Here is a 15,918-nt window from a genome sequence, read left to right as displayed (position 1 = left end):
ACGGTTTTGCTGTATAATCGCAGCCTTTCTGGCGCTGAGCCTTTGTGCGGTTTATCCCGCTCTGTATGTACTTTTGAGGAACTCCCTATGCAACTCCCCCACTGCCCAAAATGTAATTCCGAATACACCTATGAAGATAATGGCATGTTCATTTGCCCGGAATGCGCTCACGAGTGGAACGATGCGGAACCTGCTCACGATGCAGATGAATTAATCGTCAAAGATGCTAACGGCAATCTTTTAGCCGATGGTGATACCGTCACCGTAATTAAAGACTTGAAAGTAAAAGGCAGTTCTTCAATGTTGAAGATTGGCACCCGGGTAAAAAATATTCGTCTGGTGGAAGGCGATCATAATATCGATTGTAAAATCGACGGTTTTGGTCCAATGAAACTCAAATCTGAATTTGTTAAAAAGAATTGATGTTTTGACGGGAAGCATTCGCTTCCCGTCTGGTTTACTTTTTCCCGCAGCGACTACACTTTATGGCAGATTTCGTTACCCGAGGTAATGATTATGCCGCTCAGCCCCTACATCTCTTTTTCTGGCCAGTGCCAGCAGGCCATCGAGTTTTACCAACAGGCACTCCATGCCGAATTAACCTACAAGATAACATTTGGTGAAATGCCTAAATCTCCGCAAGAGAGCAATAGCGATGAAAGCTGCGCTGCGGGTCAGGCTTTCGCCGATAACGATATTGCCCATGCGAATTTACGCATTGCCGGTAGCGAAATCATGATGAGCGACGGCAGGCAAAACAGCGGGGATTACAGCGGTTTTACCTTAAGTCTCGCCACACAGGATGTCGATCAAGGCAAAGCCTGGTTCGACGCGCTTGCCGCCGACGGGCGCGTCACCATGCCGTGGCAGGAGACATTCTGGGCGCACGGTTTTGGCATGGTGACTGATAAATTCGGCATTCCCTGGATGGTGAATGTCGCCAAAGCACCGCCCGCCGCTTAATCTCTTCATTTAACTTGATATCTTTATTGAAAAAGGAGCCAGCGGCTCCTTTTTCATTTTCATACCGCCATACGGCTTCTCCCCGTTTGCCAAGATTCATCCCGGCGCAATCACCGCATAACCAAAATGCAACATTTGCACTTCACGATAAGACCACTTTTTACCTGGCCCGCGGAGCTACTATGAGCATGCACTTGTCCAGACATCCGACCAGCTACCCCACGCGCTATCAGGAAATCGCCGCAAGGTTAGAGCAGGAACTGCGCAGCAACTATCGCTGCGGTGACTGGCTGCCCGCAGAACAGCAACTGGCCACGCGCTTTGAGGTTAACCGCCACACACTGCGCCGCGCGATCGATCAACTGGTGGAAAAAGGCTGGGTACAGCGCCGCCAGGGCGTTGGCGTGATGGTGCTGATGCGCCCGTTCGACTACCCCCTCAATGCACAGGCGCGCTTTAGCCAAAACCTGCTCGATCAGGGCAGCCATCCCACCAGCGAACGTCTGCTGGCGGTGCTGCGTCCGGCGTCGCAACACGTCGCCGATGCATTAGGCATCCAGGAGGGCGACAACGTGATTCACCTGCGCACTCGCCGTCGGGTGAATGGCGTGGCGCTGTGCCTTATCGATCACTATTTCTCCGATCTGCAGTTATGGCCGCTGCTGCAACAGTTTGACAGCGGTTCGCTGCATGACTTTTTACGTGAACAGGCCGGGGTCAGCCTGAAACGCACCCAGACGCGCATCAGCGCCCGTCGCGCACAAGTTAAAGAGAGCCGCTGGCTGGAGATCCCCAATATGGCGCCGCTGCTCTGCGTGCGCACCCTCAACCATCGTGAAGGCGAGGTCAACGCCACGGAATACTCCGTCAGCCTGACGCGCGCCGACATGATCGAATTCACCATGGAGCACTGAATGCATTTTGATACGCCAACCCGACAGCGCTGGATGGCCGCACTCGCGCACGCCACGCCGGAGATGCTGCGCGGCCGAATGCGCACGCTCGGACTCGCCCCGGAATATGAACAGGTGCGCGCCCCGCAGACAGGCCTGGTGCAGATCCAGGCACGCATGGGCGCGACCGGCGATCGTTTCTTTCCCGGCGATGCAACATTAACGCGCGCGGTTATTCGCCTGGAGTGCGGCACGCTCGGTTTTAGCTGGGTGCTCGGGCGCGATAAAGGCCACGCCGAACGTTGCGCCGTGTGTGATGCGCTGTTGCAGGACCCTTCCTATTTCCAGACGTTGATGGAAACCCTTATTACCCCGCTGGAAGCGGACCGCGCCGCGCGACTGACTGCGCGTCAGGCCGAAATCAACGCCAGCCGGGTCGACTTCTTTACGCTGGTTCGCGGAGATAACGCATGACCTTACAACCCGCTTTCGCGTCGGCGGTTCACGATGCCCAACACTGTTTTCGCCGTCTGTTAAAAGCCATGAGCGAGCCGGGCGTGATTGTCTCGCTGCCGCAGTTAAAACATGGCTGGCCGCCGCTCAACCCGGCCACCACCAGCGTATTGCTGACGCTTGCCGATAACGACACACCGATTTGGCTTTCCGCCGCCGTGGATAACGACCTCGTGCGTCAGAACCTGCGCTTTCACACTAACGCGCCGCTGGTCGATCAACCGCAACACTCGCTGTTCGCCATTGCCGATCACACCCTCAGCGCCGAGCAACTGAGCGCCCTGCCAGGCGGCACGGATATCAGCCCGGAAAGCAGCGCGACCCTGATTTTACAGCTCCCGGCACTGAGCGGCGGACGCATGCTGCGCCTGACCGGGCCGGGCATTCTGGAAGAACGCATGGTTGCCCCGCAGTTGCCGGAGTGCATTACCGATGAGTTTACCGACCGCCCGCACTCGTTTCCGACAGGCATCGACGTGATCCTGACCTGCGGCGAACGCGCGCTGGCGATACCGAGAACCACGCTGGTGGAGGTGTACTGATGTACGTTGCTGTCAAGGGGGGCGAAAAGGCCATCGCCGCAGCCCACGCACTGCAGGAGCATAAACGCCGTGGCGACGCGGAGCTTTCGGAGCTGAGCGTTGCACAAATCGCCGACCAGTTGCACCTCGCGGTCGACCGCGTGATGACCGAAGGCGGCATTGCCGATCGGGAACTGGCGGCGCTGGCGTTAAAACAGGCGAGCGGCGATAACGTCGAAGCCATTTTTATGCTGCGCGCTTACCGCACCACGCTGCCGCGCCTGGCGGTGAGCGAACCCATCGACAGCGCGAAAATGCGTTTAGAACGCCGTATCTCAGCGGTTTACAAAGATATTCCCGGCGGCCAGTTGCTTGGCCCCACGCACGATTACACCCACCGCCTGCTCGATTTCACCCTGCTCGCCGAAGGCGAAACGCCAACGCTCACCACGCGCGAAGCGCAGCAGGACGCCGCCCCGCACGTTTTCAGTTTGCTGGTCAACGAAGGGCTGGCAAAAGCCGAAGAAGATAGCGGCGCAACCCCGGACGACATTACCCGCAATCCGCCGGTTTACCCCTGTTCGCGCGCTTCACGTTTGCAGCAACTGGCGCGCGGCGATGAGGGTTACTTGCTGGCGCTCGCCTACTCCACTCAGCGCGGTTACGGGCGCAATCACCCGTTCGCCGGTGAGATCCGCAGCGGGTATATCGATGTGGAAATTGTGCCGGAAGAGCTGGGTTTTGCGGTCAACATCGGCGAACTGCTGGTAACCGAATGCGAAATGGTCAATGGCTTTGTCGCACCGCATGATGAGCCGCCACACTTTACCCGCGGCTACGGGCTGGTGTTCGGCATGAGCGAACGCAAAGCGATGGCGATGGCGTTGGTCGACCGCGCCCTGCAAGCCGCCGACTACGGCGAGCCGATTAAAAGCCCGGCGCAGGACGAAGAGTTTGTGCTGGCGCACGCGGATAACGTCGAAGCGGCAGGTTTTGTCTCGCATCTGAAACTCCCCCACTACGTTGATTTCCAGGCCGAACTGGATTTGCTCAGACAGCTGCAACAGGAGAAACATCGTGGCTAACGCGCTAACCGGTTACAACTTTGCTTTCCTTGATGAGCAAACCAAACGCATGATCCGCCGCGCGCTGCTGAAAGCAGTGGCGATCCCCGGTTACCAGGTGCCGTTTGGCGGGCGCGAAATGCCGATGCCCTACGGCTGGGGCACCGGCGGCATCCAGATCACCGCCAGCGTGATCGGTGAAGATGACGTGCTGAAAGTGATCGACCAGGGCGCGGACGATACCACCAACGCCGTCTCCATCCGCCAGTTCTTTACCCGCGTTACCGGCGTGGAAACCACCGAACGCACCGCCGACGCCACGCTGATTCAGACGCGTCATCGCATTCCCGAAACGCCGCTCAAAGAAGATCAAATTCTGATTTACCAGGTGCCGATCCCGGAACCGCTGCGCTTTATCGAGCCGCGCGAGACGGAAACCCGCACCATGCACGCGCTGGAAGAGTACGGCGTGATGCAGGTGAAGTTGTACGAAGATATTGCGCGTTTTGGCAACTTCACTACCCGCTACGCATGGCCGGTAAAAGTGAACGCCCGCTACGTGATGGACCCGTCGCCAATCCCGGCGTTCGATAACCCGAAAATGCACATGATGCCCGCCCTGCAACTGTTTGGCGCCGGGCGTGAAAAACGCATCTACGCCGTGCCGCCCTATACGCAGGTGGTGAGCCTCGATTTTGAGGATTACCCCTTCGCGCCGCAAAAGTGGGATCAGCCGTGTGCCATTTGTGGTTCCACCCATAGCTACCTGGATGAAGTGGTGCTGGATGATACCGGCACGCGCATGTTCGTCTGCTCCGACACCGATTTCTGCCGCCAACAGAGCGAGGCTTTACGCAAATGACCCAACCGCTGCTTTCGGTGACTCACCTTTCCCATCTTTATGCGCCAGGCAAGGGCTTTCAGGACGTCTCTTTCGATTTGTGGCCGGGCGAAGTGCTGGGCATTGTCGGTGAATCTGGCTCTGGCAAAACCACGCTGCTGAATGCCATTTCGGCGCGTCTGGTGCCCCAGCACGGCACCATTACGTACCAGGCGCGCGACCTCTACGCAATGAGCGAAGCCGAACGCCGTCGCCTACTGCGCACCGAGTGGGGCGTGGTCCATCAGCATCCGCTCGATGGTCTGCGCCGCCAGGTTTCCGCTGGCGGCAATATCGGCGAACGTCTGATGGCAACCGGGGCGCGGCATTACGGCGATATCCGTGACCGCGCTGAGCAGTGGCTCAGCGATGTCGAGATCCCGCCGTCACGCATCGACGATTTGCCTACCACTTTTTCCGGCGGCATGCAGCAACGTCTGCAAATTGCCCGTAACCTGGTCACCCGCCCGAAACTGGTGTTTATGGATGAGCCCACCGGCGGGCTGGATGTTTCCGTACAGGCGCGTTTGCTCGACCTGCTGCGCGGCCTGGTGGTGGAGATGAACCTTGCCGTGGTGATGGTGACCCATGATTTGGGCGTTGCGCGGCTGCTGGCGAACCGCTTGCTGGTGATGAAACAAGGTCAGGTGGTGGAAAGTGGGTTAACCGATCGGGTGCTCGACGATCCGCACCACCCTTACACCCAATTGCTGGTCTCCTCGGTATTGCAAAATTAAGGAGTGGATGATGACTGTTTTGCGTGTGGAAAATGTCAGCAAGACCTTCGTTCTGCATCACCAAAACGGCGTGCGCCTGCCGGTGCTGCGCGAAACATCGCTCAGTGTCGGGGCCGGTGAATGTGTGGTGCTGCATGGCCATTCCGGCAGCGGGAAATCGACCCTGCTGCGTTCGCTGTACGCCAACTACCTGCCCGACGCCGGACATATTCATGTCAAACACGGCGATGAATGGGTGGATCTGGTGCAGGCTCCGGCGCGTAAAGTGCTGGAAGTGCGCCGCCACACCATTGGCTGGGTGAGCCAGTTTTTACGCGTTATCCCCCGCGTTAGCGCGCTGGATGTGGTAATGCAACCGCTGCTGGAACAGGGCATTGTCCGCGAACAGTGCGCGCAAAAAGCGGGTGAACTGCTCACCCGGCTGAATGTGCCGGAACGCTTGTGGCATCTCGCTCCCGCCACCTTTTCCGGCGGTGAACAGCAGCGCGTTAATATCGCGCGCGGGTTTATTGTCGACTACCCGATTTTGCTGCTCGATGAACCTACCGCTTCGCTGGATGAGAAAAACAGCGCCGCTGTCGTTGAACTGATCGCGCAGGCGAAAGCGCGCGGCGCAGCGATTGTCGGCATCTTTCACGATGGCGCCGTGCGCGAACATGTCGCCGACCGCCTCTACCCGATGGGGATCTCCGCATGATAATCAACAATGTAAAACTGATCCTCGAAGATGAGGTGATCAGCGGCTCGCTGGAAGTTCGTGACGGCGTAATTCGTGCTTTTGCCGAAACCCAAAGCCGCCAGCCCGGCGCGCATGATGGCGACGGCGGCTGGCTGATGCCTGGGCTTATTGAACTGCATACGGATAACCTGGATAAGTTCTTCACCCCGCGGCCGAAAGTGGACTGGCCCGCCCATTCCGCGATGAGCAGTCACGACGCGCTGATGGTCGCCAGCGGGATAACAACGGTGCTGGACGCGGTAGCGATTGGCGATGTGCGCGACGGCGGCGACCGGCTGGAGAATCTGGAAAAGATGATCAACGCCGTGGAAGATTCGCAAAAGCGCGGGTTGAACCGCGCCGAGCACCGCCTGCATCTACGCTGCGAACTGCCGCATCACACCACTCTGCCGCTGTTTGAAAAACTGGTTGGCCGCGAGCCGGTCGCGCTGGTGTCGCTGATGGATCATTCGCCAGGACAGCGCCAGTACGCCAGCTATGAGAAGTATCGTGAATATTATCAGGGTAAATATCACCTCACCGATGAGCAGATGGATCAGTTCGAGCAGGAGCAACTGGCGCTCGCCGCACAGTGGTCGCAGCCCAACCGGTTAGCCATCGCCGCGATATGCAATGCGCGTAATCTGCCCCTAGCCAGCCACGATGACGCAACGCGCGAGCATGTTGTCGAATCGCACCAGCTCGGCAGCGTGATTGCTGAATTCCCGACCACTTTCGCGGCGGCGGAAGCCTCGCGAGACCATGGATTAAGCGTGCTGATGGGCGCGCCCAATATCGTGCGCGGCGGTTCCCACTCCGGCAACGTGGCGGCACATAAGCTGGCGCAACTTGGCATGCTGGATATTTTGTCATCCGACTACTACCCCGCCAGCCTGCTGGATGCGGTGTTTCGCGTAGCCAGCGATGAAGAGAATGATTTCAGCCTGGAGAAAGCGGTTCACCTGGTAACCAAAAACCCGGCACAGGCGCTGAATCTTAACGATCGCGGCGTGATAGCCGAAGGGAAGCGGGCGGATCTGGTGCTGGCGCACCACAAAGGCGACCACGTACGCATTGATCATGTCTGGCGCGAGGGGAAAAGGGTGTTCTGATGGGCAGACTGATCTGGTTAATGGGGCCGTCCGGCGCGGGCAAAGACTCGCTACTGGCGGCGCTGCGCCAGCGAGAGCATCCGCAATTACTGGTCGCGCACCGTTACATTACCCGCCCGGCCAGCGCCGGGAGCGAAAACCATATCGCTTTGAGTGAAAAAGAGTTTTTCACCCGTGCCGAGCAGCATCTGTTTACGCTGAGCTGGCATGCCAACGACTTTTATTACGGCATTGGCGCAGAGATAGACCTCTGGCTACAGGCCGGGTTTGATGTGGTGGTAAACGGTTCGCGCGGGCATCTGCAACAGGCGCAAGCGCAATATGGCGACACGCTGATGCCGGTGTACGTGCAGGTATCGCCCGGCATTTTGCGCCAACGCCTGGAAAAACGCGGGCGGGAGAGCCCCGCAGAGATTGAAGCGCGGCTGGAGCGCGCGGCGCGTTACCAGCCAGGCAATTGCCTGACGCTGAATAACGATGGCAGTTTGCTACAGTCAGTAGAAGGACTGGTCATGCTGATTCGTGCGCAACAAGGGAAAAGCGCGTAATGATGTCGGCGTAGCGTTGCTGCGCCGGTTACGTTGACTCAACCGTTAAAGCGAGGCGCTATGAGCCTGACAATCACCCTCACCGGCACCGGCGGCGCACAACTGGTGCCGGTTTTTGGTTGCGACTGTGCAGCCTGCCGCCGTGCCCGTCAGAATGAAACCCATCGCCGTAAACCCTGTAGCGCCGTGGTGAAGTTTAACGACGCAGTGACCTTACTCGACGCCGGTATCCCCGATCTGATGGATACCTTTCCCGCCGGTCACTTTCAGCAGTTCCTGCTTACTCACTATCACATGGATCATGTGCAAGGGCTGTTTCCGTTGCGCTGGGGCGTGGGCGAGAAAATCCCGGTCTATGGCCCACCGGATGAACAGGGTTGCGACGATCTGTTTAAGCACCCCGGCCTGCTTGATTTCAGCCATACCGTTGAACCGTTTGTGGTGTTTGACCTGCAAGGTTTACAGGTGACGCCACTGCCGCTGAACCATTCGAAACTCACCTTTGGCTATTTGTTCGAATCGGCGCACAGCCGGGTGGCATGGCTGTCTGATACCGCCGGGTTACCGGACAAGACGTTAAAGTTTCTGCTCAATAATCATCCGCAAGTGGTGGTGATAGATTGTTCATATGAACCACGTGCGCAAACGCCGAAAAATCACAGCGATTTGAACACGGTTATCGCCCTGAATGAGGTGATTGGCTGTCCAAGAGTTATCCTAACGCATATCAGTCATGTCTTTGATCAATGGATGATGAAAAACCCGCTGCCGACGGGGGTTGAAGCAGGGTATGATGGCATGCGGATTGTGCTGGATTAGACCGCATAATACCGATATATTCGTCGCATCTTTTCCGGTGGAAGCGGAATAAGCAGACGCAGCCTGTAAAGAGGTCGTTTGAGGGATTAAGCGTACAGACTCGAAGCAAAAAAAGTTGTTGCGCATAACGCAACGGGGTCTTACTTACCCGCGTGTGACCTGGCAGTTATTAGCACATCGCGGCTTTGACAGAGTATTGAGCTTGCCATGAATGTGCTTTTTATTTGTAGCCGAAACCAGTGGCGCAGCCCCACGGCTGAGCAGGTTTTTCGCCGCTACCCGGGGCTAAATGCCCGTTCCGCTGGCACGCAGCGCCAGGCGAGAAAAACCGTCTCCCCCGCCATTCTCTCCTGGGCGGATGTTATCTGCGTCATGGAAGAACATCACAAGAGCCGGATTCTGGAAGACTTCAGCCGCCTGGTGCAGCATAAACCGGTTTACGTGCTGGATATTCCTGACCATTACCACTTTATGGATCCGCAACTGATCGCGTTGCTGGAAGATGTTGTTCCGGCGCGTTTAGGTTTGCGCATCCCTGCGTAGCCGCGTTAGCGATAATCATCGTCTTCCAGCCTGCGCTGTTCATCTTCCAGCTGGCGTCGCTCGCGATCGAGCTGGCGCTGGCGGTCATCCAGTTGACGACGCCGATCCTCAAGCTGCTGATAACGGTCGTCGTACTGCCTGCGCTGATCGCGGTTTTGGTAGTCGTCATCGCGCCTGTCATCGCGGCTATCTGTGTTATACGCCTCGCCAATCGCCCGCTGGATATTACCAATCGCATCATCAATCACATCCGCGTGGGCAACCTGACCACTGAGTAAGAGAGCGCCGAGCACCAGCGCGTTCGCGTAACGTTTCATAAAGGCCAGCCTCAAATAGGGACGAGGCTTACGTTAATTCAGCCACGCGCGCGCCGGGTAGCGGAGGAATCTCAAATCCACTACGCCGCAATGCGGCGCAGCGCCTGGGCGAGTTGTACGCGGGTAAACGGTTTGCGCAACAGCTCGACATCCGGCAGCGCAGGGTTATGCGCCGGACGCAGATCCTGGCCGCTTATCAGCAACAGCGGCAGTTGCGGATAGTGCTGACGCGCAAGGTTAATCACTTCCGCCCCGCTTAACGTACCGGGCAACATCAGGTCACTAATCAGCGCGCCAATCTCCGGCGATGCGCTCAGTAGTTGTAATGCCTGCTCGCCGCTTTCGGCCTCCAGCGTTAGATACCCCAGCTCATGCAGCTGTTCACACAGCGTCTGGCGCACATCCGCTTCATCTTCCAGCACCAGAATCAGCGTGTCGCAGGTATCACGCGTTTGCGCCAAATCGGGTTCGGGATGATTGACCACCTGCACCGCCGCGCGTGGCAGTTGCAAACGCACCGTGGTGCCCTGCCCTGGCGCGCTTTCGATCTCTACCCGCCCGCCGGACTGACGGACAAAACCGTAAACCATCGACAGCCCTAACCCACTGCCGCTGCCGGTCTGCTTGGTAGTGAAGAACGGTTCAAATACCTGTGCTTTCACCTCTTGCGACATCCCGCAGCCATGATCCACCACTTCCAGCGCCACCATATCCTGCTTGCGCCCGTCGCTGCGGGTCACGCGCTGGTTCCAGGTGCGCACTTTGATAACGCCGCTCTCTCCTTCCATGGCATCGCGGGCGTTCATCACCAGGTTGATGATGGCGTTTTCCAGTTGTCCGACATCGATCCACGCGGGCCACGCCGGGTTCTGCGCCTCAATCTCCAGCGTCAATGTCGCCGGCAGGGAATGGCGCATCAGCTCGCCGAGGTTTTCCAGCAGCGGCTGCATCTCTACCGCGTGCGGATGCAGCGACTGCTTACGTGAAAACGCCAGCAGGCGCTGCGTGAGTAACGCCCCGCGCTCGGCGGCTTTCAGCGCCCGCGAAATACGTGGCGCATCCGGCGAACCGGGCGCGACCAGTTCGAGGCTGCCGATGATCACCGCCAGCAGGTTGTTAAAGTCGTGCGCCAGCCCACCGGTCAGTTGCCCGACCGCTTTCATCTTCTGGCTGTGCAGCAATGCGGCTTCCAGCCCTTTACGTTCGGTTCGGTCCAGCACCACGTTAACCATCCCGCGCCCTGGCACCGGGCTGAAGCGCAGCTCAATGGTGCGGTCATCCGCCAGCCGCAATTCTTGCGGTTTTGGCAGCGTCCGGGCGAGATTCTCCTGCACATGGTTGGGTAAATCACTTACCTGGTGCAGCAAACGCTGGTAATGATGGCCGCGCTGAAGCGCATCGGCAGTTAACCCCAGCAGCAGCGGATATTGCGGGTTCCACACGACCAGACAGCCCTGGTTATCAAACAGGGCAAAGCCGTCGCGCATGGCGTGAAACGTGGTTTCCAGTTGCGTACTTTTCTCTTTCAGTAGCTTTGAGGTGTGCTCCAGCGAGGCGGTGTTGCGCGCGAAGACGTTAAACGCCCGCGCCAGTTCGCCCAGCTCATCACGCCGCTGCAAACCCGGTACGGAAACGTCCTTTTCACCGTGCGCCAGCCGCGACATCGCGCGCGAAATCGCAGTTAAATTAGATCCCAGGTTACGGTAGATATACCAACCGGCAAAGCCAGTGATCACCAGCGCCAGCAGGGCGAAAACGCTGATAAACGCAATGATGGATCGCATCTCCTGATGGCTCTGGGTGGTGCGCAGCTCAGAGGCGTTCGCCACTTCCGAGACATACTGGTTAATGTCGCTGTTGAGCAGCGCCACCAGCGCTTTGATGTGAAACATCGACCAGCTAATCGCCAGATCGCTCTCTTCCAGTTGCAGCGACAGCGGCTCCAGTTTGCGCAACTCGGCGCTGAAATCGGGCAGGATAAACGCCACCGTTGAGCTGGCGCTTTGCAGCGGTAATGTCGCCATCACTTCAGACAGTTGCTTGATGGTCGGGCGCGGGGAAGGCGTTTGAATAGCGGCGATGATGAGCCGGTCCATCTCTTCCAGCAGGCGGCTGTCGGGGATATTTCCCCCTTCCCGCGTATTTATCTCCTGTAAATGACGCAAATAACTTTGGCTCTGGTAGAGCGAGCTGAGCAGCGCATTACGCTCCAGGTGGCGGCGCTGTCCGCGTTGCAGCATCTCGGTGACGCTTTGCTGCAACTCATGACTGCGCCGTGTGATCTGCGCCACCAGTTGCGGCTCCAGTTGCGCAAGCGGCGCGTTCGCCAGTTGGTTTAGCGAGTGTTGTAGCGCACTTTGCGTTGCTTTCAGCCGCTCGGCTTCACCTTTGTACTCCAGCGCGCCGACCACCTGCGATAAACGCACCGCCGCTGTGGCAACGTTGGCGGTATCGCGCGCCAGGTTCATGCTGCCGGTCATATCGTCCAGCGTCTGCTGTTGCACCTGTTCCTGGATCTGGCTGGCATGGCGAAAGCCAAGTACCGCCACGCCGCACACCATTAAGGTCACGGCCACCACTAACATATTGAAAAACAGCAGCCGCCCACGGGCGCTGGAAAAGAACGGATTCGCGCGATACGGCATAGTGGCTCCATAAGAGGCTCAACGCGGGTATGGGCGTCACTATGACAAATATGAACAGCTTCTGACATTGTGCATTTACGAACGTGTGATGAAGTGCGGATATCGTCCTTCCGAGGAGCCTGACATGAGCACAACGCCCGTTCTGGAGATGCGCAACATTGCCAAAGCGTTTGGCAAGTTTTACGCGCTCAAAGGGGTGGACCTGACGGTCTGGCCCGGCGAGATCCACGCGCTAATGGGGGAAAACGGCGCGGGGAAAAGCACGTTAATGAAAATTCTTGCCGGGGCGTACAGCGCCACCAGCGGCGAGATCCTGATTGACGGCCAGCCCTATACCATAAAAGGCCCGAAAGACGCGCTGGCGGCGGGCATCACCTTAATTTACCAGGAGATGCAGCTCGCGCCCAATCTTACCGTCGCTGAAAACATCTTTCTCGGCAGCGAAATCGCCCGTGGCGGGCTGGTGCAGCGCAAAGAGATGGCCGCGCAAGCCCAGGCGGTGATCGATCGCCTTGGCGCCAATTTCAAAGCCACCGACCGGGTGATGACGTTAACCATCGCCGAACAACAGCAGGTGGAGATCGCCCGCGCATTGCACCGCAACAGCCGCATTCTGGTAATGGACGAACCCACCGCCGCCCTCTCCTCGCGTGAAACTCACCGCCTGTTCGAACTGATCCTGCGTCTGCGCGATCAAGGCATGGCGATTATCTACATCAGCCACCGCATGGCGGAAGTGTATGAGCTTTCCGATCGCGTCAGCGTGCTGCGCGACGGGCAATACGTCGGCAGCCTGACCCGCGACAAACTGAATGCCTCCGAGCTGGTGCGCATGATGGTCGGGCGACCGCTCAGCGATCTGTTTAACAAAGAGCGCGATATTCCGCTCGGCAGCCCGCGTCTGAGCATTCACCACCTGACGGATAACGAAAAGATCCAGCCGGTTAGCTTGCATGTCCGCGCCGGGGAGATCGTCGGTCTCGCCGGGCTGGTTGGTGCGGGACGATCGGAACTGGCGCAGTTGATCTTCGGCGTGCGTAAAGCCACCGGCGGCATGATCGAAGTGGATGGCGAACCGGTGGTGATCCACTCCCCGCGCGCCGCCATTGATTTGGGCATCGGTTTTTTGACCGAAAACCGCAAAGAGCAAGGGCTGTTTCTCGAACTGGCGGCGCAGGAGAACATCACCATGGCGACGCTTGAGCGCGACGCCGCCTGGGGAATGCTCGATCGCAAAAAAGCACAGTCGATCTCCGATGATGCCATCAAGCTGCTCAACATCCGCGTACCGCACGCGCAAGTGCGGGCGGGCGGGCTTTCCGGCGGCAACCAACAGAAACTGCTGATCTCGCGCTGGGTGGCGATTGGCCCCCGCATTTTGATCCTCGACGAGCCAACGCGCGGCGTCGATGTCGGCGCGAAAAGCGAGATCTACCGGATCATGAACCAGATGGCGCGCAAAGGCGTGGCGATCCTGATGATCTCCAGTGAGTTACCGGAAGTGGTCGGCATGAGCGATCGCGTGTATGTGATGCGCGAAGGCGAGATTGCCGGTGAGTTACTCAACGGCGACATCACCCAGGAAAACATCATGACGCTGGCGACCGGCGTTAACGAATCCCTACATCCGGCGGTACACCATGACTGATTACAAAGAAAATACAGCCACCGAGGTCGCCAAATCGGCCTCCGCCAAAAAAATGTTAATGGGCGATCTGATGCAAACGGTCGGCATCCTGCCGATTTTGATCCTCATCGTCGCCGTGTTTGGCTTTATCGCGCCGAACTTCTTTACCGAAAGCAATTTGCTGAATATCACCCGCCAGGCGTCGATCAACATCGTGCTAGCGGCAGGGATGACCTTCATCATTCTGACCGGCGGCATCGACCTGTCTGTCGGGTCGATCCTTGGTACTACAGCAGTGGCAGCAATGGTGGTGTCGTTGACACCGGAGCTCGCCATGCTGTCGGTGCCGGCGGCGCTGATGCTTGGCCTGGTGCTGGGGCTGTTTAACGGCGCGCTGGTGGCGTTCGCCGGGTTGCCGCCGTTTATCGTCACGCTCGGCACTTACACCGCGCTGCGCGGTGCAGCCTATCTGCTGGCTGACGGCACCACGGTGATTAACTCCGACATCAGTTTTGAGTGGATCGGCAATAACTATCTTGGCCCGGTGCCGTGGCTGGTGGTGATCGCGCTGGCGGTGATTGTGGTGTGCTGGTTTATCCTGCGCCGCACCACGCTTGGCGTACATATTTACGCGGTGGGCGGCAATATGCAGGCCGCACGCCTGACCGGCATCAAAGTGTGGCTGGTGTTGCTGTTCGTCTATGGCATGAGCGGGTTGCTTTCCGGTCTTGGCGGGGTGATGAGCGCCTCGCGCTTATACAGCGCCAACGGCAACCTCGGCATGGGCTATGAGCTGGACGCCATCGCGGCGGTGATCCTCGGCGGTACCAGCTTTGTCGGCGGCATTGGCACCATCACCGGTACGCTGGTGGGGGCGCTGATTATCGCCACCTTAAACAATGGGATGACGCTGATGGGCGTCTCCTACTTCTGGCAATTGGTGATCAAAGGGGCGGTGATCATCATAGCGGTGCTGATCGACAAATACCGTACCCGGCATCATCAGGCAGCATAACAATACCCTACAAAACAGCAACATAAGCGAGGATTACAGCATGCGTCTTAAACCTCTTGTCACTGCGCTCTGCGCGGGTGCTCTGCTGGCCAGCGCCCCGTTCGCGCAGGCCAAAGAACTGAAGTCCATCGGCGTGACGGTGGGCGATCTGGCCAACCCCTTCTTCGTGCAAATCACCAAGGGAGCGGAGCTGGAAGCGCGCAAACTGGCGGGCGATAAGGTCAAAGTGACGCTGGTTTCCAGCGGCTACGATCTCGGTCAGCAAGTGGCGCAGATTGACAACTTTATCGCCGCCAAAGTCGACATGATCATCCTCAACGCCGCAGACTCCAAAGGCATCGGCCCGGCGGTGAAACGGGCAAAAGACGCCGGGATCGTCGTCGTGGCGGTTGACGTAGCGGCGGAAGGCGCTGACGCCACCATCACTTCCGATAACACCCAGGCGGGTGAAATGGCGTGTAAATACATCACCGATCGTCTGAAAGGCAAAGGCAATGTGGTGATCATCAACGGGCCGCCGGTTTCCGCCGTACAGAACCGTGTCGAAGGTTGCCAGACCGAGTTTAAACGCCACCCGGACATCAAGGTGCTTTCCGATAACCAGAACGCCAAAGGCAGCCGTGAAGGCGGGCTGGAAGTGATGACCTCACTGCTTGCCGCTAACCCGAAAATCGACGGCGTGTTTGCGATTAACGATCCGACGGCGATCGGTGCCGATCTGGCAGCTAAACAGGCGCAACGCAACGAGTTCTTTATTGTTGGCGTCGACGGCAGCCCGGACGGTGAAGAGGCGCTGAAACGTAAGAACTCGCTGTTTGTCGCCACCCCGGCTCAGGATCCCCAAGTGATGGCCGCCCGCGCGGTGGAAATTGGTTATGACATCCTGCAAGGCAAACCCGCGCCGAAAGCGCCGGTGCTGATCCCGGTGACCATGATCGATAAACAGAATGTCGGCAGTTACAAAGGCTGGACGGTGAAATAACGGTTTATCCCTCTCCCGCAA

Annotated in this window: 18 protein-coding genes; 16 read left to right on the top strand and 2 right to left on the bottom strand. The window is 58.2% G+C overall.

Annotation, left to right across the window (positions count from 1 at the left end; translation table 11 throughout):
• The first annotated feature begins 87 nt into the window (after window positions 1-87).
• The 13 genes from DFO56_RS07715 to DFO56_RS07655 all read left to right on the top strand — a co-directional run bounded on the left by DFO56_RS07715 (window position 88) and on the right by DFO56_RS07655 (window position 9,311).
• The gene (locus DFO56_RS07715; RefSeq protein WP_045511864.1) at window positions 88-423 is read left to right on the top strand and encodes a zinc ribbon domain-containing protein YjdM; all 336 of its coding nucleotides are present in this window, start codon (window positions 88-90) and stop codon (window positions 421-423) included.
• A gap of 93 nt (window positions 424-516) precedes the next feature.
• Window positions 517-963: a VOC family metalloprotein YjdN gene (yjdN, locus tag DFO56_RS07710; RefSeq protein WP_020456192.1), complete on the top strand. Its 447-nt coding sequence runs from the start codon at window positions 517-519 to the stop codon at window positions 961-963.
• A gap of 188 nt (window positions 964-1,151) precedes the next feature.
• Entirely contained in the window at window positions 1,152-1,877 is a 726-nt protein-coding gene (gene phnF / locus DFO56_RS07705; RefSeq protein WP_044489777.1) for a phosphonate metabolism transcriptional regulator PhnF, read from the top strand.
• The gene (phnG, locus tag DFO56_RS07700) at window positions 1,878-2,330 is read left to right on the top strand and encodes a phosphonate C-P lyase system protein PhnG (RefSeq protein ID WP_045511862.1); all 453 of its coding nucleotides are present in this window, start codon (window positions 1,878-1,880) and stop codon (window positions 2,328-2,330) included.
• On the top strand, window positions 2,327-2,911 hold the full coding sequence (gene phnH / locus DFO56_RS07695) for a phosphonate C-P lyase system protein PhnH (protein WP_045511859.1): 585 nt from the start codon (window positions 2,327-2,329) through the stop codon (window positions 2,909-2,911). Before phnG ends, phnH begins: the two co-directional genes overlap by 4 nt.
• Window positions 2,911-3,975 carry a carbon-phosphorus lyase complex subunit PhnI gene (locus DFO56_RS07690; RefSeq protein ID WP_045511857.1) on the top strand — a complete coding sequence of 355 codons (1,065 nt, stop codon included), beginning with the start codon at window positions 2,911-2,913 and terminating at the stop codon, window positions 3,973-3,975. The genes phnH and DFO56_RS07690 overlap by 1 nt, the downstream gene beginning before the upstream one ends.
• On the top strand, window positions 3,968-4,816 hold the full coding sequence (locus DFO56_RS07685; protein ID WP_020456187.1) for an alpha-D-ribose 1-methylphosphonate 5-phosphate C-P-lyase PhnJ: 849 nt from the start codon (window positions 3,968-3,970) through the stop codon (window positions 4,814-4,816). The genes DFO56_RS07690 and DFO56_RS07685 overlap by 8 nt, the downstream gene beginning before the upstream one ends.
• On the top strand, window positions 4,813-5,571 hold the full coding sequence (gene phnK, locus DFO56_RS07680) for a phosphonate C-P lyase system protein PhnK (RefSeq protein WP_045511855.1): 759 nt from the start codon (window positions 4,813-4,815) through the stop codon (window positions 5,569-5,571). Before DFO56_RS07685 ends, phnK begins: the two co-directional genes overlap by 4 nt.
• 10 nt (window positions 5,572-5,581) lie before the next feature.
• Complete coding sequence (gene phnL, locus DFO56_RS07675) at window positions 5,582-6,268, top strand: phosphonate C-P lyase system protein PhnL (protein WP_045511853.1); 687 nt, start codon at window positions 5,582-5,584, stop codon at window positions 6,266-6,268.
• On the top strand, window positions 6,265-7,401 hold the full coding sequence (gene phnM / locus DFO56_RS07670; protein WP_045511850.1) for an alpha-D-ribose 1-methylphosphonate 5-triphosphate diphosphatase: 1,137 nt from the start codon (window positions 6,265-6,267) through the stop codon (window positions 7,399-7,401). The genes phnL and phnM overlap by 4 nt, the downstream gene beginning before the upstream one ends.
• Window positions 7,398-7,949, top strand: coding sequence for a ribose 1,5-bisphosphokinase (gene phnN / locus DFO56_RS07665; protein ID WP_161796285.1), 552 nt, complete (start codon window positions 7,398-7,400; stop codon window positions 7,947-7,949). Before phnM ends, phnN begins: the two co-directional genes overlap by 4 nt.
• A 60-nt stretch (window positions 7,950-8,009) precedes the next feature.
• A complete protein-coding gene (gene phnP / locus DFO56_RS07660; RefSeq protein WP_020456182.1) occupies window positions 8,010-8,768 on the top strand; it encodes a phosphonate metabolism protein PhnP in 759 nt (252 codons plus the stop codon).
• A gap of 207 nt (window positions 8,769-8,975) precedes the next feature.
• On the top strand, window positions 8,976-9,311 hold the full coding sequence (locus DFO56_RS07655) for a low molecular weight protein tyrosine phosphatase family protein (protein ID WP_020456181.1): 336 nt from the start codon (window positions 8,976-8,978) through the stop codon (window positions 9,309-9,311).
• Between the two features lie 5 nt (window positions 9,312-9,316).
• On the opposite strand, the gene yjdP is transcribed toward DFO56_RS07655, so the two are convergent.
• Both yjdP and DFO56_RS07645 read right to left on the bottom strand, forming a co-directional pair.
• Window positions 9,317-9,628: a DDRRRQL repeat protein YjdP gene (gene yjdP, locus DFO56_RS07650; RefSeq protein ID WP_045511844.1), complete on the bottom strand. Its 312-nt coding sequence runs from the start codon at window positions 9,626-9,628 to the stop codon at window positions 9,317-9,319.
• An 80-nt stretch (window positions 9,629-9,708) separates the two neighbouring features.
• Window positions 9,709-12,273, bottom strand: coding sequence for an ATP-binding protein (locus DFO56_RS07645; protein WP_045511842.1), 2,565 nt, complete (start codon window positions 12,271-12,273; stop codon window positions 9,709-9,711).
• A 124-nt stretch (window positions 12,274-12,397) separates the two neighbouring features.
• Between DFO56_RS07645 and DFO56_RS07640 the strand changes: the two genes are divergently transcribed.
• Genes DFO56_RS07640 through DFO56_RS07630 form a run of 3 tightly spaced genes read left to right on the top strand, consistent with a single transcriptional unit; the run spans window position 12,398 to window position 15,897 of the window.
• Entirely contained in the window at window positions 12,398-13,921 is a 1,524-nt protein-coding gene (locus DFO56_RS07640; RefSeq protein WP_017459505.1) for a sugar ABC transporter ATP-binding protein, read from the top strand.
• Complete coding sequence (locus DFO56_RS07635; protein WP_020456177.1) at window positions 13,914-14,915, top strand: ribose ABC transporter permease; 1,002 nt, start codon at window positions 13,914-13,916, stop codon at window positions 14,913-14,915. Before DFO56_RS07640 ends, DFO56_RS07635 begins: the two co-directional genes overlap by 8 nt.
• A 40-nt stretch (window positions 14,916-14,955) precedes the next feature.
• Window positions 14,956-15,897 (top strand): ABC transporter substrate-binding protein, encoded by a 942-nt coding sequence (locus DFO56_RS07630; protein ID WP_017459503.1) that lies wholly within the window; start codon window positions 14,956-14,958, stop codon window positions 15,895-15,897.
• Window positions 15,898-15,918 lie beyond the last annotated feature (21 nt).

The organism is Kosakonia sp. AG348, from assembly GCF_003337365.1.
In the GTDB taxonomy this organism is placed as follows: domain Bacteria; phylum Pseudomonadota; class Gammaproteobacteria; order Enterobacterales; family Enterobacteriaceae; genus Kosakonia.
This window is presented reverse-complemented; position numbering and strand designations above follow the sequence as displayed.

Coding starts and splice junctions, on each gene's coding strand:
- DFO56_RS07640 (WP_017459505.1), top strand. CDS start 12,398: ATGAGCACAACGCCCGTTCTGGAGATGCGCAACATTGCCAAAGCGTTT.
- phnL (WP_045511853.1), top strand. CDS start 5,582: ATGACTGTTTTGCGTGTGGAAAATGTCAGCAAGACCTTCGTTCTGCAT.
- DFO56_RS07630 (WP_017459503.1), top strand. CDS start 14,956: ATGCGTCTTAAACCTCTTGTCACTGCGCTCTGCGCGGGTGCTCTGCTG.
- phnP (WP_020456182.1), top strand. CDS start 8,010: ATGAGCCTGACAATCACCCTCACCGGCACCGGCGGCGCACAACTGGTG.
- phnG (WP_045511862.1), top strand. CDS start 1,878: ATGCATTTTGATACGCCAACCCGACAGCGCTGGATGGCCGCACTCGCG.
- DFO56_RS07645 (WP_045511842.1), bottom strand. CDS start 12,273: ATGCCGTATCGCGCGAATCCGTTCTTTTCCAGCGCCCGTGGGCGGCTG.
- DFO56_RS07635 (WP_020456177.1), top strand. CDS start 13,914: ATGACTGATTACAAAGAAAATACAGCCACCGAGGTCGCCAAATCGGCC.
- phnH (WP_045511859.1), top strand. CDS start 2,327: ATGACCTTACAACCCGCTTTCGCGTCGGCGGTTCACGATGCCCAACAC.
- DFO56_RS07690 (WP_045511857.1), top strand. CDS start 2,911: ATGTACGTTGCTGTCAAGGGGGGCGAAAAGGCCATCGCCGCAGCCCAC.
- phnM (WP_045511850.1), top strand. CDS start 6,265: ATGATAATCAACAATGTAAAACTGATCCTCGAAGATGAGGTGATCAGC.
- phnF (WP_044489777.1), top strand. CDS start 1,152: ATGCACTTGTCCAGACATCCGACCAGCTACCCCACGCGCTATCAGGAA.
- yjdP (WP_045511844.1), bottom strand. CDS start 9,628: ATGAAACGTTACGCGAACGCGCTGGTGCTCGGCGCTCTCTTACTCAGT.
- DFO56_RS07655 (WP_020456181.1), top strand. CDS start 8,976: ATGAATGTGCTTTTTATTTGTAGCCGAAACCAGTGGCGCAGCCCCACG.
- phnK (WP_045511855.1), top strand. CDS start 4,813: ATGACCCAACCGCTGCTTTCGGTGACTCACCTTTCCCATCTTTATGCG.
- DFO56_RS07715 (WP_045511864.1), top strand. CDS start 88: ATGCAACTCCCCCACTGCCCAAAATGTAATTCCGAATACACCTATGAA.
- yjdN (WP_020456192.1), top strand. CDS start 517: ATGCCGCTCAGCCCCTACATCTCTTTTTCTGGCCAGTGCCAGCAGGCC.